Genomic DNA, 18,388 nt, shown 5'->3' with positions numbered 1-18,388 from the left:
GCGTTTCCGAGCACCGCATCGGTCCTGCTGACGGGGATTCGTTCGGGTGGTCCCGTCACCACGGCTCGAGACCGGGTATCGATTCAGTCATAAATGACCGGTGCTCCCCAATACCTGCTCGTTCTATACCTCGCCGAACGGCGCGACTCGCCGCCGGTGTCCCCCGGCCACGTCGCCGATGTGGTCGATCGCTCGCCCGCGGCGACGACGGAGATGCTCCAGCGACTCGAGTCAAGAGGGCTGGTGACGTACGAACCCTACGAGGGAGCGACGCTTACCGCCGCGGGACGGGATGCCGCCGAAGAACTCTACGAAGCCTACACCACCCTCTCGACGTTCTTTCACGAGGTACTCGAGCTCGACGCGTACGAGCGCGAGGCGATGGAACTGGCGGGAACGATCAGCCCGGTCGTCGTCGAGCGACTCGAGTCGGCCCTGCTCGCCGAGTGAGACGCGTTCGGGACGGCTGTCGCGATCGAATCGAGACGAGGCGTTGCTCTCTGATCCTCCGCCGACGCGTCGACTGAGACGAACCGCGAGCTTTTTATTTTAGGTCTACCTAAATAGCGCTAATGGCTACCGGGACCAAGTCGTCTGCACCGTCCGACCTTGAACCGGCTGCGAACCATGGACCCGAGATAGCAGTCTGTGAAAGCAGCCCGACGAAATCCGTCTTCATCGAATCCGGGAACACCGACGGATGGATTTCGAGCGACCTCGTCGTCGATGTGAGCCGGTAGTCTCTCGAGTACCGATCCAGTCTCGGCCTCTCGTCGGCTTGCTCAGCCGTCGGCCTGTTTGAACCGACTGGAAAGCGATTCGATTCGGAACCGTTGAACGACCCGTCGTTAGTTCGTCGCGGACTCGAGGACGAGGGTGTCGTCTTCGAGGTAGTGTTCGATGTGGTGGGTGTGTTCTTCGATGGTCTCGAGTTGCTCGCGGAGGATCTCTCCCGTCGCGTAGTCGCCGAGTTGCTCCGCGAGTTCGATGTGCTGGCGGTAGCTCTCGATGATATCGCCCATCATCTCGAGGTCGTTGGCGAGCGAGGTTCGGATGTCGTAGACATCCTCGTCTTCGGGCTCGACCGTCGCGGTCTCTGCGAGCGTCGTCATGCTCGCGTTCGGGACGCCGCCGAGCGCTTGGAGTCGCTCGGCCAGTTCGTCGGCCGCGTCTTCGACGTCCTCGTAGACCTCTTGGAGGAAGACGTGGACATCGAGGAACTCCGCGCCTTCGACGTTCCAGTGGTGCTTGTGCAGCTGGTGGTAGAGGACGTAGGCGTCCGCGAGGTCGGTATTGAGCGCGTCGATGATCTGTTCGGCCTTTGCGGGCTCGAGTCGCAGCGCGTTCTCTTCGACGGTATCCGCTTCCTGTCGGATGCTCTTTTGCGTGTTCATCACGTTTCACTATTGTACCCTCACCCTCTTATAACTTTTCAAGTATCAAACAATTTTTCGCACCGCCTAAATCAGCGGTCGTTCCGAACCGTTGTGTCTCCCTTTTCATCCAGACTGGACTACAACTGAGAACGGACGGAAACGACCGATCGGGTGCTTGCTGTTTGATCTACGGCTATAAAAAGTCAGAATAATAGTAACTATATAGTCCTATAATGTTGTGTGTATTGAACAACATCTGGGCCATCGATGATTCTCGGTAGCGTAGCCGGCGAGATATCGAAACGCAAATCAAATCATACTCCACCGTACCTATTTTTTAAATAGGACCCGTTCTGAATACGGGTTTCCCCTCGGTAGAATCCGATGGAGAACTACCCAATCGAGCAGTATTGGCGGGCTATTCGGTTACCGAATCGAAACCCGATCAAATCGCGAGATCAAATTGCGACGTATGTACTTGTGGGGTAGATACAATACATCTGCGGGAAGAACATGATATGTGTCTGAATAGGTATGACGGGGCCGTGGTCCAAAGCAATATGCGCAGCATGGGATTACACCCGTGTTCCTGTAATATACTACCGCCAGTAGTGATCCATCACGGGGATGGGATCGAAGCGAACGCGGCGGCTAACCCACTCTGTGGGTAGGCGAACGACCCGAGCTGCCGTGTTGGCCACGGTTGCGGCGGATATTCAGTAACCGCCTTTCTAACTCGCTTTTTCGAAGCCGACCGAGAAGCCCCGCTAGCAGCGGCTCTACTCGCGACGCGTTGGGAAGATGGACCGACTGGGTCGCTACGAAAATGAAATCGACCGAGGTCGCCGTTTTACGGCGATACCGCTACTGGATCGATCACTCCCACTCATCCACTCGGGGACCTCACAGCGCAGCCGGCGATCGATGCCGTCGATCCGTTCGAAGTAGACTATCACTGTTCGAAGGTAGTTCACGATCATAGTATTGTAATGGTAGGGTGCTTTTGCCGCGCGGTCGAGTATCGATCACTGCTAGTCCGACCCGACCGTTTGAGAGACGCAAATCAGTTCCCGGTCGAGCTTCGACGTTCCGTTCTCGAGATGGGTGTGTTGCCGTCTTGCCGACGTGAATCAGTCCGGTCGGAGAGCGCGTGCAGACGACTCGCCGGGTCACCCGACCGAAATCATCGTAATGCCGACGATGGCCAAGCCGGTCGCGACGAGCCGGGCCTGGAGGTGTGACTCCTCGAGGAAAATCGCCCCCAAAATCACGGCGACGATCGCTTGCCCGTTGACGACGGGAGAGACGATACTCGCCGGCAGTCGCTGGAAGGCGAGCAAGACGATGTGGTTCCCCGACGTGATGATCAGCGCCGTGACGAGGAAGAAGGGCAGATCGCGCCACCAGTCGTTCGGCCAGCGAGATCGGGTCGCCAGTGGTCCCATCAACGCGATGATCCCGATGAACATCAATGGAACGTACGTCGTCGGGGCGATCGCTAGCTCTTGCATCAGCACGCGCTTGCCGACGTCGACGACCGCAAACGTCGCCGCCGATAGCAGCGCCAATTGGGCCGGTCGCGACCGAGCGGCTTGTTTGAGCGGGGCGAAGAACGTCGTTCCCTGCCAGTTGGCGACGTAGATCGCAACGGTTGCGACGACCACGCCCCCGATCTGGAGCGCGGAGAGATGCTGTCTGAGTAGCCCCACTTCGAGGGGCAGGACGAACACCGGGATTATTTTACTGATCGGCGAGACGTACGACACCTCGCCGATCCGAATCGCGCGGAACAGGAGTCCCATCGCGAGCGCCGTCAACGCGGTCACTGCGAAAATCGATCCGAGGGCATTGACCCGATTCGACGCCGGAAGGAAGGGCGCATCGCTGGCGATAACCACCGGAAGATAGAGGACCACCGAGAGCGCGTACGTAACCGACAGGAAAACCGGCGACGAGTAGTCGGCGAACCACCGCTTCATCGCGAACAACGACGTTCCGTACAGCAGCGCACCGAGGCCGGCGAATCCGATTCCGATGTTCACACTCCTGTCCACCCAGGCTGAATGCAAGAAGACTTCGTTTTCGGTCCGCGGGCGCTCGACGACTGCACTACGCCGAACCCAGTCGCCCCTGTATCGACATTCTGTAACCGGAAGCAGAAATCGGGGTATTCCGTCTGAACAGTATCGATAACTTATCATTCAGCTGCGGGAGATTTTAAGCCCTAGCTCCTATTCTGTGGATATGGGACTGTATAACAGAAGAATCAGTTAAGATGTCCACGTCTCGGCGCGTTACTCGAGAACCTCCTCGAAGAGCAAACGTCTCGCAGAGTGTTCGAGACCGTCGAATCATTTCGGCGGGCCGCCATCGAGTACCGCTCGGGCGAACTCGAGTCCCAGGACCCGCTCATCACCGAACTCGAGACCCTCTCGCCCAGACGCAACGAATCGTCGCCAGTGCGTTCACGAGTATGAACCGGTAGTTAGCCGTCTCGTAGCGTTGAAATGATATGAAGATAAGGTATGCGTCTTTCTGTTCTCTATTAGATATTTCCTAATATCCGGACCGGCTCTATTTTCATCCCGAAACGGGTGCCCGAATCACCGATTCCCTAACCAGAGATCGCCACTCTATCGACGACACAGATTGCCTTCGAGATTTTCTACTCCTCATCATCTTACGTATGAATCCTCCAAACGACGACGTTGTTTGCGTGTGTGACCGCAATGCAGTTGTGCGTTTTCTGATCGATAGTTCCGATAGTCGATACTACTAGATCCGAACTACTATCTCCTCGAGTACACTATATTTGGTGTCACACCGGAAACAAGGACTCGAGTACGCTCGCCTCTGCCCACGAACGGTGTTCGATGAGCGTTCGATACCAAATACTCGAGTCCTCGAACTGTATTCAAAAGCGAGAGATCAGTGATCCGATCCCGTTCGGCGTAGTCTTGCTGAATAAGGACCATCGGCATCGATCCGGGATCTGAGTGTCTGGACTCTCTTCGGTTGCAGGAGCAGCTGATGGTGGCGGTCGTATTCGCAAACGGACACGGCGAGAACGGCGAGACGCTGTCTCACCTCGCTCGAGAACTGACCGATCTGGAATCGATCGACGTGTACGTGTTCCGCTGGGAGTGGATCACGCTGTTGATTCCAGTGACTGTCCGACCAACACAACATAATTGGTGCCGTGATACGCAGGGACGATTCCAAGTTACTCGGAATCGGGGAGAAGTTGATAGTCTCATCGCCGAACATATTCACCGTCGCGCTCACCGCGTGACACGGCCGATCCAACCATCATCCCACCTGGCATTGTCCACATCTCGCCCGGCGACGGTTGCTACCCCTGACCTGCCGGGCGCTTTTGTAATTCTGACGAACCCGCTTCGTTCCCTTCTCGAGCCCCGAGCGCTCCCGTATTGCCACAACTATCGGACGCACGAACAGGGGGATTCTCTGTCCACTCGAGGTCGGAACACACGAGATTCCCCTCACAGCAGTGAAACCGTGTCGGGTCTACCGTCTCCGATAGCGGACTCGGAATGGACAGTCCGATTGTCAGTCTTCGGTTCGTTTCAGTTCGACCGTGATCGAGTCAATTACTGTCTCTCCTCGGATGATATCGATCCGATACGTCCGTTTTTCACCGGGGTCCCAGGGCGGCGGGAGATCGTTCTTGTGTGTCGGCTCGTGTCCCGTCAAGCCAGCCGTTGACACGAATTCGCTCGAACCGTTCGTCTGCCCGTACGTTTTGAGCGTATAGTTCCCGTTATACGCTGAACAGGCGCAATACCACGGCATTCACGCCGTGGATACGCGCCGTCACTTGCGAGAGGTTCCACGTTCGACAGCACTCTGAGTTTCAGAATACCGGTGTTTAAGTTAAGGCAACCATATCTACGGGTAGGAATCAGTCTGAACGGAGCGGATTCTGAACCGTCCTTCGGAGGCGGCCTGTCCGCCCACGAAACGAGGCAGTATCCGAAAGGATAGTCGGTGAACGCCACATCCTCGAAGGGTGTGCCGACGTGCCGACTGCTCAAAGCACGCGACACGATACCCCCGACTCTGCTGACGCCTGCTGGCGTCCCCATGGCAAAAACAACACATGGACGCCGTACACGGTAGAGGATAGGGGTAACGGCCACTTGGCATGGCCAGCAGTCCACCAGTCCGATACCATGGGACTACCCGTGCCCGAAAGGTCTGGTAGTCCGGTGACTGGATTGCGAACCTGAAACTCCACTGCTCGGGATTCCTCCGCGTTTACGCGGAGGGGGATGTCAAACTGCTGTTGCGGTTGTATTCTAGTTCGTGCTGTGCCCCATCGAGTTCGTTGATATCGGTGACAGAGAGGTTCTGAATGATTGTCCAGTTTGTCGGTTCATCGACCGACACTGAATAGTCGCTGGTCGTCACGCAACCGGCCAATAGTGTCGCACTCGCGACGACACCAAACCAGTAGCAGTCGTACGTTCGACGGACGCGAACCACGGTTTCCTTCCATTACGGTGTTGTTGAGTCCCACTCAGTCATTCGTTCAGTAGATGTACTGTCTGATATATTGAGACGTAACGCTGTCTTCCGTTTAGTCTCGTTCCTCGCTCAAAGAGAGATTGTATCTGCGTCTCCCTACTAAGGGGATACGGAGTCCGATTGGGTGGCTCTCGTACCCCCACGATCTAGTCGGGTTTCTCCTCCGAGATCGTCAGTCACTGGTTCGGGACCTTGCGGTTTGTCCGCTATCGAAATACAGCCCATTCCATCGTTCGTGACCGATAACGCGTCGCTCGAGGCAAAGCGAAACCCGGACGGTTTCGAACGGGGTTATCAGTTCTCGATATCGACCGTTTCAGACGAATTCAGTTCGCCGGTCATCGTGACCGTCGGCGACTCCTGTCGAATATCGTCCCAATCGGTGATATCCGTGACCGTTCCGTTCGCTACATCGATGTCGACCGTATATTGTAGCTCGTGGCGATCGCTGGCGTTGGGCTGTCGGATACGCACGTTCGCGCGGTCTTGGACGTAGCTGGGGTCGCGCTCGACGGTTATTGACCCGTCTCCGCCGTCGTCAGTGGTGCCGATGATGACCGTCCCGTTGTTCGTCTCGTTGAGCCCACCGGCGACATCGTACGATTCCTGACTGAAGGCATCCACGCTCAGCTTCCGGATCGGTTCGACCGAGAGCTCGTACGTGTCCATCTCGCCGAGTTCGGTTTTCACCGTTTCGTTCGTCATCGCAATCGTCCGCGCCCGTTCGCGTTCACTGTCGGTCAGCGGTCGCTCTTCGGTTGTTTGGACCGTGAACTCGCCGGTATCGGTCTCTTCGATCGTTATCTCGCTCACATTGGAGAGATCGTCCACTACGGTTTCCGATTCGTCACCCGTCGCGAACGTGACGTTGTCCTCGGCGACGACGAATTCGGCCGACGTTCCCGTAGTTGCGAGCGGTTCGGCCACGCCCAAGGCAGTCCCCACTCCGGCTAATCCGACGCCGATCACGGCCAACCCGACGAGAACCAGCAGGCGCGAGCGAACGACTTCGTTCATACTCTCGTCTTTGGGTGAAAGCCCTCATCAACGCTGGGATACACGCGTTCGAAACCAGTTGGAAACGTGTTTCATACCCGTTTCACGGCTGCTCGAGTCCATATAAATCGGTAGACATAAAGTTCCGGTATCGAATCGTTCCGCCATGGATTTCCGGTCCCTCCAACAGACACATTTGCTGGCGGCTGTCGTCTTTCTCGCTGCTGTCCTCGTTTTGGCCGTCCAGTTGATTACTCCCTCCCCAGTGATGGTCTCATCCGGTGAAAACGGCGCACAGGCGACGAGCGTCGGCGAATATTTCACCTACCGCGAGGTGGCCGTCGTCGTAGTCGCGGCCTTCGTCTGCGGGGCCAGTGGTACGTACCTCGTCGTTCACGATCAGACACACGTACTCGCCTCACCGGATCGAACGCCGACGGGAGCACGGACACAGCCGCGTCTCGAGACGAACGGTGGCACAACGCTATCGGAGCGACCACAGAGTCCAGGCGAGCAACCGGTCCCGGACGAAAAACGGTGGGAAGAGACGCTCGAGAAACTCTCGAACAATCAAGAAACCATCTACGCGGCGCTGGTTGAAGCTGGCGGGGAACTGGCACAGCAGGACCTCGTCGAGGAAACCGACCTTTCAAAGGCGACCGTCAGCCGTACCCTCGACAAACTCGAGTACCGGGAACTCGTGGAGCGACAGCGGAACGGCATGGGGAATACGATCCGTCTGCAGTGATTGATTCTCCTTTCTAAATCGATTACAACGGCTCTGCTGAAACCCCAGCTAAGCGGAACTGACAGCCTGTTCCCTTCGTTACTGACGCCGTGTCCAGCCATCCAACTACACTGTCTCTTACCGCCTTCTCACAATATAACAACATACTTTACATTTCGGATAGACCTCCCCGTGTATGCCCTCCAGACGAGACGTTCTTGCAGGCATCGTAGCGGGAGCTACCGGAGTGTCGGGCTGTTTGGCATCCGATACCGTGAGCGGCTACGTCCAACTCAAAAGTATTGAGGGCTGGCGGCTGGACGGCAGCAACGAGACCGTACTGGATATCGCATATAGCGATCGCGAAGAAAGCGTGGCCGGCCACGTTTACGAGCCCTGGACCGAGTACGTCGATGACCCCGATCGACCGACAGTCTCGGAGACGTTTCACGACGAATTACGTCAGACGTACGACCAGCTCTGGTACGTAATCGGCGTCTGTAGTGACCAATGGGACACCGGTGATTCCACGGGATGTCGTAACGACTTCACAGATCGTAATAATTTTAATCAGGCACAAGTCTACGACCGTGTGGAAGCCTCATACTCGAAAGAAGACGAATACATCGAGATTCATGATGTCACCGGTACTCAAACACCAGCAGAGACACAATAAAGCAGCCTAACCGAGACGGATTTCACAAAAGATGGTCCTTAGGGCGCGGAGAAACAGCAGTTCTCGATGTGTGAACAGATGAAGTGAAAGGAGAGGGACGATGAAGTATATCAAAAAATTTTGTTGATTTGAATAGAGTATCCATCGGTATGGTCCCGACAGGCTTCCGACTGTTCCAGTTGATCTTCTCTGTAATCGCCCTCTTTATCGCAGTCTTCGCGCTTGCGATGGCTGTGTTTCCTCGTCGGCTGACCCGATGGCAGATGCATGGCCCCGACAGTACTACACAAATCGAACCGAGTCGGATGCGTCTTCTCATGATGCGTCTCATGGGCATCTTTGTCGCGGTTGTTGCTCTCTTCATGGCGTTTGGGAGCCATGTAATACTCCCCTGAGATAGTACTGATCGCCGCTGGATGGCGTTGCGATCGGTATGTTTTGCTTTCCAGCGGTTACTCTCACTCAACAGCCTCGTCTGCTCGCAAAACGGCTTTCAAACTGGTTTTGAACGCCTTTCATACGCCTTTCAATCAAGGACTATGAGGTCTTTCAGACGATGTGTGAGCGAGGCGAATCGGACGACACGGCCGTGGTCCCCGCTGACCGACACGCGGATATCGGCTCTCCCGTCTCGGTTCGCCACCAAATTCAAATCGAACCCATGCGAACTACCGTACTCACGCTCGCAATCGTGGCAGTGCTTGCCCTTAGTGCAAGCGGTGTCGCCGCCGCGAGTATGGACTCCCCGAATGCCGACACGGCGTCGGCAGCCGAACTGCCAGCTAACTACACCGTTGATGTCGTCACCCCCGACGCGGTGAGCGATGCCGAGGTCGACCGCGCCATCGCGACTGCGTGGGCGAACGACGCCGTCCGGAGCGCCCTCGATGACGGCGACGAAGTCAGCTTCGAGGTTTCAGCCTCGGAGTCCGAGGACGATATCGTCCACGTCGAGGTGTCGCCCCAAGACCCGACAAAAGGCTCTCTCGTCGTCGCCGATGTCGATATCGACCAGGGGACGGTCACGTCCGTTGACGAAGCGGTGACGATCGACGCCTCGGACATGAACACGACCTCGATCGATGACACTGACTACGACATCGTGTCGGCCGACGGCCACGAGTCCGATTTGGACCACGATGATGCGAACGGTGACGAGAACGCAACCCAACACACCGGCGAACAGGTGACCGAACTCTCGCTCAGCGAGAGTTCGATGGAGTCCGTCGAAGAGGGAACGTTCTCTATCGAAATCAGTACCGGCGACGAAACGTCCTCGAATGCAGCCATCGAAGAGGTCTTTCCGATCGGGCCTGCGGATGAGACTGGACGGTAACGACTGAAATCGACCGCCGCTACCAACCAGCCGTCACCGTTCTTTCCCCGTCTTTGAGTCGTGCGTCGTCGCGTCGCCAGCGAGACGCCAACGCGACCGACCAAAACCCCGATCTCGGCGTCTCCTCTTTCCTTTCGTTGCCTTCGCTAACGGCTTGGCTGGCGTATACAACGGCGTGCTCTCGATGAAACTCCTTGACCCCTTGGATTATCGCTCCCCGTCGACACCGCTCTCCGCGTTAAACCGTGTGAAAAACTCCGTCACGAACTCCCAGCGGGACGCTCCAAGTCGGCGTCCGGGTTCCGTGTACAGGGCCTCGAGTCGCTCTTTGGCCCACTCTCGGAGGAGCGAAATATCGGGTCCGTCCGCGGGCTCCATGCCGAGTCGCGACGGATCGTCGATGACGGCGTATGGCCCGCCCACGCGACCCGACCGCTCTCCGACGATACAGGCCAGCCGAACGAGGCCGCGCGCTCCGATCGCGTCTAATTTGTCCGCGTCGAAGAGTAGCTTCGCCTCGAGCGTCTCCGGCTCCGGGGAGGTGGCTCGAATGCTGTGCGATCGCAGGCAGTGTTCGATCGCCTCGATCTTGTCGGCCGGGACTGATTCGGCCGCAAGCAGTTCCGTCGCTTCAGTTGCGGCCCACTGCCCGTGGTTTTCGATCTCTCCGGTTCGTTCCCGCGGCCGGCCGATGTCATGTAACCAGGCCGCTGCCGACAGCACGTCCCGAGCCACGTCTTCCTCGCACTCGTCCGCTAACCGAATCGCCAGATCACGGACCCGCTTGGCGTGGAATCGATCGTGTGCCGGGAGGGCATCTTCGTAGTACGGGACGGACAACTCTCGAGCGAGGGTATCGAACGCGAGCGTCATCGGAGGGTGTATCGAATCATTTCTCGGACAATATAATAGCTATGACTGTCTGGAACGTTGTCCTTCCGCTACACATAGCGCGGTGGCCGGCCGCTATCTCAACCGCCGGTCGCGGGCGGGCGACGGCGACTACCGCGGTCGGCGAGCCAGCCACCCACTCGTGCACCAGCGATACCGACGAGCGCGGCGAGTCCGAACGCGAGTATGCCGACGACAGCCGCGAACCCGAGCAAGAGGGCGAGTCCGAGCGCGACGAACCACGCGGGACCGCCCAAGCCGCTCGAGGCGGCGAGGAGGTCGACGAGGAGCAAGACTGCCGGCAGTCCGCCGATGAGGCCGGCACGGACGCCGACACCGCTATTCGATCCGGCCGCGCGCTCGGCCAGGAAGCCGGCGAGAAGGGCGCCGAAGAACACTGGTGCGAGCGACAGTTCCGACCCCGTCTGCAAGTAACTGGCGGCGGTAAACGGGATCGAAACGAGACCCCCGAGGAGGGCGTACTGCCACGTCTCGTTCGACTCGTTCGAAAGCACTCCGACCATAGTCACGTGTTCAATAGTTGTCTGTTTGAGCTACCCACGACTGAAGTCGTGGGATTCAGCGTGGACTCCCGTTCTGGCCGATTCCTCGGCAGGAGAATAGCCTCCATTCACGTTCAACATCCCGCTGTTCAAGCGCACGCCCAAGGNGCGCCTCCGCCAGACCCAGTTTGGTTCCGACGGAGATACCGTAAGCCGATGTTCTTCGCGGCGTTGTAATCTGCGTGATTCTCGTACCCGCACTTCAGACACTCGAACTCCTCGCCGTTGCGGTTGTCGGGGTGCGTGAACCCGCAGTGCGAGCAACGGCGTGACGTGTTCTCGGGGTTAACCTGCTCAACTGTGATGCCGTGTTCCTCGGCTTTGTACTCGACATACTCGTACAGGCGGTCAAACGCCCACTTGTGCCCCCACGACGCGCCAGTCCGTTCACGAATGTCAGTCAAGTCCTCGAACGCGATGACCGTACACTCGTTTTCACGAGCGTCAGCGACGAGTCCGTTGGCGATTCGGTGTAACATCAGCGTGAACTGACCTTTCTCTTTCCGACCGACTGACTGGATGTTCTCGTGCGCCCAGCGCGTTCCACATTGTTGGAGTGAGCCACGACGTTTCTCGTACTCACGCTGCCAGTGGTCGAACTCATCACCCGTCCAGAACGTGCCCGTCGATGTGACGGCGAGGGTGTTCACGCCGAGGTCAACCCCGAGAACCGTTCCGTTCTCAGGTGTTGCCTGTTTCGACGTGTCGGACTCCACTTCCTTCTTGCAGTGGATGTGAAGTACCCAGTCGCCGTCTCGATAGTGTAGTTCCNGTTCCGTTCTCAGGTGTTGCCTGTTTCGACGTGTCGGACTCCACTTCCTTCTTGCAGTGGATGTGAAGTACCCAGTCGCCGTCTCGATAGTGTAGTTCCGCACCCGTCGTCTCGTACTCGTCTGAAAACAGGTACGCCGAGTGCGGCGTGTCACGATCCTCGTCGGGCAGTACGTACTCGACTTCGATGCGACCGTCTGTAGTGGCGAGAGATACGTAGTTGTCGTGGAATGTGGCGGTTCGGTGGTCGTAGACGACGTGTGGGCTGGTGACCGTCGGCTTCGAAGCTTTCTTGCCGTTTTTCCAGCGTGCGACGACGCTTTTGCAGGCTTCAGCGGCCTTGTTCCGAGCGGCTTGCACCAATCCACCGTTGAACCCGTCCGTTTTCTCGCGTACGTCGTCGTAGGTTTCGTCGTCCAGCGTGGTTTTGCTGGTGGTGACGTAGTCACCTTTGAAAGCGTGGTCTACGACGTACTGTGCCGACCAGCGGAACGTGTCTACGGTGTCTTCGAGGAGTGCGGCGGCGTCGCTGTCTACGTCGAGTGCAACGGGGACGGTACGCCGCACCTCCATATCTTATATGTAGCACTAGTATTTCTTAAACGCTGGGGAGTCGGCCTGCCACCGTCGCGTGGTTTGGTTCAGCAGTGACGGATTCATCCCACGGCTAAAGCCGTGGGTTTTCTCCTGTATTTTGTATAATATTTGTGTATTTATACTTTGATAGCCGATCGTCGACGGACCGAGCCGCTCGAGTACGCTACGGGTAATACCGCTCACGGTGGATCTCTTCGGGCTCCTCGCCGTCCGTCAGCGTCACGACCACCTCGTCGTCCTCCGCGTCGACGCCGACGGTGAGATGCGTCGCAGTGTCCGCGGGTTCGATCGACGCTTCGTCGCCCTGGACCGTCGATTCGACCACGATCCGGTCACCGGTCTGCTCGCCCGTGAACTCGACTCGAGCGGTCGCGTCGAACAGTTCGGTATCGGGTCGTTCGTCGAACGAAATCTCGTCGACGGCTCGATCGGCCACCGGGTACTGCTCGCGGTGGACGGGTCGCGTCTCGCCATCGACCGTGGCAGTGACGACGACTTCGTCGCCGTCGGGATCGAGCGAGAGATCGAAGTAGTCGATCACCGCCGGCGTACTCGACGACCTGGACGAATAGGCGGTCTCCGCCTTGGCGGTGACGCTGTCGGCTACTGGCGAGTCGACCAACTGAACGCGAGCGCGGTCGGCCTCGGCGTCGAATTCGATGTCCTCGACGACGCGCGCGTCGAACGACGACGGCTCCTTCGGTCTGTCGTCGGTTTCGATTCCCTGTGCGAGGATCGACCACTCGCCGTCTGCCGTGACGGTTACGGCGTTGAACGCGGTCGTCTCACCGCTCTCGTCGATCACCGAGACGTCGACGACTGCCGTCCGCTCGCCTTCGAGCGCGTCGGCGACCGCGTCACGTTCGATGCTCGAGGCCTGTAAGACCGGAGCCGAGAGGACGGCGTTGGGTGTCACGTCTCGGTCGGTGGTCTCGGTCTCGATCTCGGACACGGGATCGTCTTTCAGCAGCCACGCCTCGGCGGTCTCGGCCTCGAGGGTGTCCGGATGGAACGGATGGATTGGGTGGAAGTACGCACCGACCTCGGCCGGATCGCTCGCCTCGGCGCTGGTCTCGACGTATTGTCGGAGCAGCGTTTCGGGCGTTCCGGAGACGTCGTCGGACGAGGGCTGTGTCTCGCTGTCGGGCTCCGACTCGTCATTCGGCGCGTCGTCCGCGTCCGCGTCGGGATCGTCGTCGTTTGTCGCAGCATTGCTGAGACAGCCGCCGAGGGAGGCGCTGGCCGCGATAGCGAGTCCGCTGAGGTACCGTCGTCTCGTCGTGGGGGGAACCATTCCGATTCGGGATTGCAACTGTTCGATGATTAACCCGAACGCACAGTCTCTGCGACAGAAACACCCGCAAGAAATTGCCACTGCCGGCGACCGGAAGAGACCACCTATCGCCGGCGGTCGGTGAGGAAATCGACGCAGTACGCGAACAGACGCGACAGAGAGGTACAGAAGGCCGAAACCACGAGCGCCACGGCCACCGTGGTGATGAATACGACGACCAGTCGGAGCGGAAGACCATCGACAAGCGTCTCCGCAGCGATCGCTCCCGACAGTCCCGCGACCCCACCGACGACTGCTCGCCGCCACGGCGACTCGACGCGGATGGCCGCGTACAGTCGGCGGTACCGTTCGATCGCGGACTGGATCATACTCGAGACGGACAATCGGACACGAGTGGTCCTCTCACTGTCCGAAGTCCGAGAGGCTCTTCCCGACGCGGAAGCCGATCGGTTCATCGACTTCCTCGGAGCCGAGCGCGACGGCGAGCATCTCCTCCTCGGGATCGTCGATCGTCACCGTCTCGTTCGCCCCCGATTCCCCGTCGATTTCGGCGTCGTCCAGTTCGACGGTCACCTCGTAGTCTCCCGCCCCGTCCCACACGTCGTCGTATACCGCGACCGACTGTTCGTCGTCTCCGTTACTTTCGTTGTCCTCGGAGTCCGATGCAGCGATATCGAACGTCTCGTCGAGCGCGGTGTCGCCGTCGGGATCGATGACGACGATGGACCCGCTGACTCGCCGGTCGGTTTCGTTGAACACGTTGACCTGTTCGAGCAGTTGGTCCCCGATGAAATCCATCACGGCCGTACAGCCGGCCGTCGCCGCCAGCGCCGCTGTGCCGCCCGCTGCGAGAAACATTCGTCTCGAGGTCGAACCGCCGTCGTGGGAGGTCTGAGCAGTCATGATCGACGTGCCTGAATGGTCGACCGGAGCGGTAGTAAACGTGGACGGCGGTTCTCTCGGCGAGAAACACCGCGACGGAGGTCAGCGTCCGGCGGTTTCAGAGAGATCAGTTCCCCTCGATCGCGTCGATGACCATCGCGGCGGCCACGACCGGTTCCCGTGGGACGGTGCTGGCGTCGTCGATCCGGACGTCGTACCGGTCTTTCATCGACAGCTGACCCGAGATCGACCCCACGTGACCGCCGTCGGCGTCCGTGATCTCGTAGTGGTGGGGAATCAGGTTACCCAGCAGCCCCCGTCGAAACAATCCGACGAACTTCCGGGACGTGATCTCGGCTAGTTCGGCGTCGGTCTCGGCGTCGCGGATCGTCCAGGTTGCGCCCGTTATCTGCTCGAGGAGGGAGTACTCGTGATCGAGCACGACGATATCATCGCCGCTGCGGGCGTCCGTGAGGACGTACTGTCCTTCGTAGTCTCTGATCTGCTGGGCATTTATCGTAAATACCGTCTCGCCGTTCCCGTCGACGAACGGGAACTCTTCTTTGAGTTTGAACGTCTCCTGTTTCCCTTCGAGGACCGTGTTTCCGTGGTCGTCCAGCGCCTTGTACTGGTTTCGCACGAGGTTCTGTTCGACGGTGTAGTGGTCGTCCGACAGATCGAGCCCTTCGATGTCGTATTTCGACGTGCCCATGAACGCCGGTACGGCCGCGTCGACAAGAAAGAGATCGCGGCATCTCTCGTCGTGAAACGCCATCGTCTCCGTTGTTGGAATTGATATTATTCGATAGAGGGCGTCATAGACAGCACCGTCTAGTTAGCGCAGTTTGAGAAGTGAGCAGGTCGTAGCGTTTGTTTGGGACAATGCTCGCAGACCTGCTCAGCGAGAGCTACACGCCGGAATTTGATGAATGTTAGGAGCGTGAGCGGACGGCGACGCCCGTCAGGGCGTTCGCCGTCCGGCTCCACGCGACTGGTTGTTCGCTTCGAGAGACACAAGAAATTCTTCGCTCACTCGGCGTTGAACGGTCTCATCAAGAAATCTGGCACTGGGCACATCGGCTGGCTGATAGCGTGCCAAACCCGCCGACGTCCACGAGAGCGGAGCTCTCATGCGGCCCATCAGAACGCGAAGCGTTCTGAGGACGGCGAAGCCGTCGCGGGTCGCGGTTGATGAAACCGCTATCAGAATTAACGGCGATCGGTCTTGGATGTCCGCTGCAATAGAACTCGATACGAAACTCATTCTCGACGTCGCGCTCTTTGGACGGCGAGGCACTGATCCAGCTGCTGCGTTTCTGCATGGATTTACCGAGAAACACGATCTCTCCGAGGCTGAGTTTCTCGTCGATGGTGCTGGCTATCTGACTGTCCTCTCTCGATTAGGATTAAGCGGTCACCTCGACTACGTTGATCGAAACCACATCGAAAAGTGGTTTCACACCCTCAAAATGCGGATCGACCGCTTCCATAACTCGTGGGTCGGCAGTCGGGCGGGCGTCAGAGAGTGGCTTGAACAGTTCGTACACTATTATAACACACAGCGGCCACACCAGTCACTCAACGGACAGACGCCAGCGGAGGTGCTAAACTAGACGGTGACGTTCCATCATCCAGTAGTGTAGCTGGTAGGTACAGTCTAATACTCTATCAGGTGTATACAGTGTATCTCGGTGTTGTTTCTAGTTCCGTTGTTCTCTTCGTAGTATTAGAATAGTAGAATTCGACCCAGATATTACTTATTAGCAAACAGATGTTCCAGTAACGAGGATGTCGAGCTATTGTCCTAAAACGCTCGGTCTTAAATCGTGTCTCCACACCTAGTACTCGGTAGTCAGATAAGACGTTGTGAACTCCCAAGGGTGGAACTCCGGAGCAGTTCTTCGACCAGATACCGAGTTGTTTTAGTTGAGGTCCGCTCCCTTGAATCGTCGATATCCGAGGTAGACCGGGATAGTCGCCCATCCGATCAAAACGATGATACCGAATACGTTTGGAGCGTGCGGTCCAGGGACCGTCGTCCCGTACCAAAGGCCTTCGAGAAGGTTCGGAATATAGTAGCGGGCAGCGTTGAACGCTTCAGCAGGGCTGAGCCGATTGACGTAGAGGTACCACGTTGGTTCGTCAAGCGAGTGGAAGACGGCCGCCTGACTCGGTGTTTGTGTAGTCCCGGTAAAGACAAGCGCGAACAACCGGAGGATGAGGTTCTGCCAGAGCGGTTCGACGACTGCGTAAATACCCATTACGAGACCGATTGCACGGGTTTCGCTGGCGGCGAAGCTGGATACACCGACGGTAAGGCCAATCCATGCGAATGCAAAGAGGAGAAGCGCTATCGTCCCGCCGAATACGTTGAGGAAACCGATGGTTCCGAACCCAAAGGCAACGACGACAGCCATTACGGTGAGGGCGAATAACACGGTTGTCGCCAGAATCAGTGACCGACCGAGATAGGTCCCAAAGACAACACTCCGACGGGTTCCTGGCTGTCCGAGCAGAATGCGAATACTGCCGGAGGTGCGTTCGCCGACGATAGATTTGAACCCGATACCGATCGCCGCGAGCGGTAGCCAGAGTGTGAACTGAGCGACTGCAAGAATGAACGGTTGGGTATGCTGATCAGCAATCGGAGTGGATAGGAACGCCAGAATGTGCGATAGGCTGAGAATCGTCATAGCTCCAGCGATCACCCAGATCGACCGAGTTCGTAGTGAATCCTTGAAATCCTTCTGTGCGATCGTTGTTAGCGAACTCATTTCGAATCACCTCCGGTTGTAAGTCGGCTAAACAAATCAGCCAGTGACGCCTCCTCGATTTCGATGTTGGATACAGACACGCCGGAGGCCTCAACTTGCGTGATAACAGTGGATTTCAGCTGTGGATCACTCAACTGAACAGTGAGGGTCTCATCAGTGTATTCGACATCGGTGACACCATCAAGGTCGGTCAGGTTGAGCTCGATCGGCGTGCCGTCGATTGAAAGAGTCAGAACCGATTGTTTGTTGAATGCATCGCGCAGCCCGGAAATCGTGTCAACGGCGACGAGTTGGCCGTCATTGATAATCGCAACGCGATCACAGACTGCTTCGACCTGCTCGAGGATGTGAGTCGAAAAGAAAATCGTTGTACCGGATTCGGCTTCCGATCGGATTATCTCTCGCATGTCTTGGACGCCGTTCGGATCGATGCCTCCCGATGGCTCATCGAGAATGAGTACGTCGGGGTCACCAACCAGTGCCATCCCGAATGCCAGTCGCTGAGCCATCCCTTTCGAATAACTCCCCGCTGGTTGGTCGCCGGCATCAGCGAGCCCGACACGAGAGAGGAGTGTATCCGTGTCCTCGTCACTGCCGTGCAGATCTTTCGCTAGCTCGATGTGCTCTATCCCGGTAAGCGAGTCGTAAAGACTGTAATCGTCAGGGACGACACCGATGTTTTGTTTCACCTTCTGGGGGGATTGCTGTGGATCGCAATCTGCAAGGACAGCGTGACCGTCGGTCGGCCGGATAAAGTCCAGGAAAATGTCGATGGTCGTCGATTTCCCTGCACCGTTCGGACCGAGAAAGCCAAACACCTCTCCACGCTCTACGCGGAGAGTAAAATCATCAAGCGCGGTTTCCTCACTATACTGTTTCGTCAGGTTTGAAGTTTCGATGGCAGTCATCTAGAGGGCGTTTTCTTGTTAATTTCCAGTCATAAGTATATTTTGATCA

At 57.7% G+C, this 18,388-nt stretch carries 17 protein-coding genes and 2 pseudogenes; 6 read left to right on the top strand and 13 right to left on the bottom strand.

The features are described 5' to 3' along the window. Nucleotides 1–93 precede the first annotated feature (93 nt). On the top strand, nucleotides 94–450 hold the full coding sequence (locus C489_RS19595) for a metal-dependent transcriptional regulator (protein ID WP_006433125.1): 357 nt from the start codon (nucleotides 94–96) through the stop codon (nucleotides 448–450). Nucleotides 451–848: 398 nt separating this feature from the next. Here C489_RS19595 and dpsA read toward each other — a convergent pair whose 3' ends face one another. Then, a complete protein-coding gene (dpsA, locus tag C489_RS19590) occupies nucleotides 849–1,394 on the bottom strand; it encodes a DNA starvation/stationary phase protection protein DpsA (RefSeq protein WP_006433124.1) in 546 nt (181 codons plus the stop codon). Nucleotides 1,395–2,545: 1,151 nt separating this feature from the next. Continuing rightward, nucleotides 2,546–3,418, bottom strand: coding sequence for a DMT family transporter (locus C489_RS19585; RefSeq protein WP_006433123.1), 873 nt, complete (start codon nucleotides 3,416–3,418; stop codon nucleotides 2,546–2,548). A gap of 243 nt (nucleotides 3,419–3,661) precedes the next feature. Here C489_RS19585 and C489_RS22800 point away from each other — a divergent pair. Further along, nucleotides 3,662–3,849 (top strand): annotated as a pseudogene (locus C489_RS22800) (hypothetical protein); the annotation flags it as partial. A gap of 2,369 nt (nucleotides 3,850–6,218) precedes the next feature. Here C489_RS22800 and C489_RS19575 read toward each other — a convergent pair. Beyond that, entirely contained in the window at nucleotides 6,219–6,941 is a 723-nt protein-coding gene (locus tag C489_RS19575) for a hypothetical protein (protein ID WP_006433121.1), read from the bottom strand. A 145-nt stretch (nucleotides 6,942–7,086) separates the two neighbouring features. Here C489_RS19575 and C489_RS19570 point away from each other — a divergent pair, with 145 nt between their 5' ends. Both C489_RS19570 and C489_RS19565 read left to right on the top strand, forming a co-directional pair. After that, a complete protein-coding gene (locus C489_RS19570; protein WP_049891134.1) occupies nucleotides 7,087–7,668 on the top strand; it encodes a helix-turn-helix transcriptional regulator in 582 nt (193 codons plus the stop codon). Between the two features lie 238 nt (nucleotides 7,669–7,906). Continuing rightward, nucleotides 7,907–8,323, top strand: a complete 417-nt coding sequence (locus tag C489_RS19565; protein ID WP_152423209.1) for a hypothetical protein — start codon at nucleotides 7,907–7,909, stop codon at nucleotides 8,321–8,323. A gap of 110 nt (nucleotides 8,324–8,433) precedes the next feature. Here C489_RS19565 and C489_RS22440 read toward each other — a convergent pair whose 3' ends face one another. Then, nucleotides 8,434–8,703, bottom strand: a complete 270-nt coding sequence (locus C489_RS22440) for a hypothetical protein (protein WP_160163655.1) — start codon at nucleotides 8,701–8,703, stop codon at nucleotides 8,434–8,436. Between the two features lie 356 nt (nucleotides 8,704–9,059). Here C489_RS22440 and C489_RS19555 point away from each other — a divergent pair, with 356 nt between their 5' ends. Next, nucleotides 9,060–9,659 carry a hypothetical protein gene (locus tag C489_RS19555; RefSeq protein ID WP_239642094.1) on the top strand — a complete coding sequence of 200 codons (600 nt, stop codon included), beginning with the start codon at nucleotides 9,060–9,062 and terminating at the stop codon, nucleotides 9,657–9,659. A gap of 207 nt (nucleotides 9,660–9,866) precedes the next feature. Here C489_RS19555 and C489_RS19550 read toward each other — a convergent pair whose 3' ends face one another. The 7 genes from C489_RS19550 to C489_RS19520 form a co-directional block, all read right to left on the bottom strand. After that, nucleotides 9,867–10,532, bottom strand: coding sequence for an HD domain-containing protein (locus C489_RS19550; protein ID WP_006433116.1), 666 nt, complete (start codon nucleotides 10,530–10,532; stop codon nucleotides 9,867–9,869). Between the two features lie 98 nt (nucleotides 10,533–10,630). Beyond that, nucleotides 10,631–11,074, bottom strand: coding sequence for a DUF5518 domain-containing protein (locus C489_RS19545; RefSeq protein WP_006433115.1), 444 nt, complete (start codon nucleotides 11,072–11,074; stop codon nucleotides 10,631–10,633). 128 nt (nucleotides 11,075–11,202) lie between these two features. Continuing rightward, a complete protein-coding gene (locus tag C489_RS23170) occupies nucleotides 11,203–11,988 on the bottom strand; it encodes an RNA-guided endonuclease InsQ/TnpB family protein (protein ID WP_394296307.1) in 786 nt (261 codons plus the stop codon). Nucleotides 11,989–12,644: 656 nt separating this feature from the next. Further along, nucleotides 12,645–13,775, bottom strand: coding sequence for a hypothetical protein (locus tag C489_RS19535; RefSeq protein WP_006433114.1), 1,131 nt, complete (start codon nucleotides 13,773–13,775; stop codon nucleotides 12,645–12,647). A 104-nt stretch (nucleotides 13,776–13,879) separates the two neighbouring features. Then, nucleotides 13,880–14,143 (bottom strand): hypothetical protein, encoded by a 264-nt coding sequence (locus C489_RS19530; protein ID WP_006433113.1) that lies wholly within the window; start codon nucleotides 14,141–14,143, stop codon nucleotides 13,880–13,882. Nucleotides 14,144–14,177: 34 nt separating this feature from the next. Beyond that, nucleotides 14,178–14,678 carry a hypothetical protein gene (locus C489_RS19525; RefSeq protein WP_152423207.1) on the bottom strand — a complete coding sequence of 167 codons (501 nt, stop codon included), beginning with the start codon at nucleotides 14,676–14,678 and terminating at the stop codon, nucleotides 14,178–14,180. A gap of 106 nt (nucleotides 14,679–14,784) precedes the next feature. Further along, a complete protein-coding gene (locus tag C489_RS19520; RefSeq protein WP_049891152.1) occupies nucleotides 14,785–15,369 on the bottom strand; it encodes an LURP-one-related/scramblase family protein in 585 nt (194 codons plus the stop codon). 170 nt (nucleotides 15,370–15,539) lie between these two features. Between C489_RS19520 and C489_RS21165 the strand changes: the two are divergent. After that, nucleotides 15,540–16,270 (top strand): annotated as a pseudogene (locus C489_RS21165) (IS6 family transposase). Nucleotides 16,271–16,579: 309 nt separating this feature from the next. On the opposite strand, the gene C489_RS19510 reads toward C489_RS21165, so the two are convergent. Then, a complete protein-coding gene (locus tag C489_RS19510; RefSeq protein WP_083902859.1) occupies nucleotides 16,580–17,431 on the bottom strand; it encodes an ABC transporter permease subunit in 852 nt (283 codons plus the stop codon). Next, complete coding sequence (locus tag C489_RS19505; protein ID WP_006433108.1) at nucleotides 17,428–18,339, bottom strand: ABC transporter ATP-binding protein; 912 nt, start codon at nucleotides 18,337–18,339, stop codon at nucleotides 17,428–17,430. The genes C489_RS19510 and C489_RS19505 overlap by 4 nt, the downstream gene beginning before the upstream one ends. Nucleotides 18,340–18,388 lie beyond the last annotated feature (49 nt).

This window comes from Natrinema versiforme JCM 10478, from assembly GCF_000337195.1.
In the GTDB taxonomy this organism is placed as follows: Archaea; Halobacteriota; Halobacteria; order Halobacteriales; family Natrialbaceae; genus Natrinema; species Natrinema versiforme.
Note: the sequence above shows the minus strand (reverse complement) of the source record. Positions and strands in the feature narration are given on the sequence as shown.

Coding starts and splice junctions, on each gene's coding strand:
- C489_RS19595 (WP_006433125.1), top strand. CDS start 94: ATGACCGGTGCTCCCCAATACCTGCTCGTTCTATACCTCGCCGAACGG.
- dpsA (WP_006433124.1), bottom strand. CDS start 1,394: ATGAACACGCAAAAGAGCATCCGACAGGAAGCGGATACCGTCGAAGAG.
- C489_RS19575 (WP_006433121.1), bottom strand. CDS start 6,941: ATGAACGAAGTCGTTCGCTCGCGCCTGCTGGTTCTCGTCGGGTTGGCC.
- C489_RS19570 (WP_049891134.1), top strand. CDS start 7,087: ATGGATTTCCGGTCCCTCCAACAGACACATTTGCTGGCGGCTGTCGTC.
- C489_RS22440 (WP_160163655.1), bottom strand. CDS start 8,703: ATGGCTCCCAAACGCCATGAAGAGAGCAACAACCGCGACAAAGATGCC.
- C489_RS19555 (WP_239642094.1), top strand. CDS start 9,060: ATGGACTCCCCGAATGCCGACACGGCGTCGGCAGCCGAACTGCCAGCT.
- C489_RS19550 (WP_006433116.1), bottom strand. CDS start 10,532: ATGACGCTCGCGTTCGATACCCTCGCTCGAGAGTTGTCCGTCCCGTAC.
- C489_RS19545 (WP_006433115.1), bottom strand. CDS start 11,074: ATGGTCGGAGTGCTTTCGAACGAGTCGAACGAGACGTGGCAGTACGCC.
- C489_RS19535 (WP_006433114.1), bottom strand. CDS start 13,775: ATGGTTCCCCCCACGACGAGACGACGGTACCTCAGCGGACTCGCTATC.
- C489_RS19530 (WP_006433113.1), bottom strand. CDS start 14,143: ATGATCCAGTCCGCGATCGAACGGTACCGCCGACTGTACGCGGCCATC.
- C489_RS19525 (WP_152423207.1), bottom strand. CDS start 14,678: ATGACTGCTCAGACCTCCCACGACGGCGGTTCGACCTCGAGACGAATG.
- C489_RS19520 (WP_049891152.1), bottom strand. CDS start 15,369: ATGGGCACGTCGAAATACGACATCGAAGGGCTCGATCTGTCGGACGAC.
- C489_RS19510 (WP_083902859.1), bottom strand. CDS start 17,431: ATGAGTTCGCTAACAACGATCGCACAGAAGGATTTCAAGGATTCACTA.
- C489_RS19505 (WP_006433108.1), bottom strand. CDS start 18,339: ATGACTGCCATCGAAACTTCAAACCTGACGAAACAGTATAGTGAGGAA.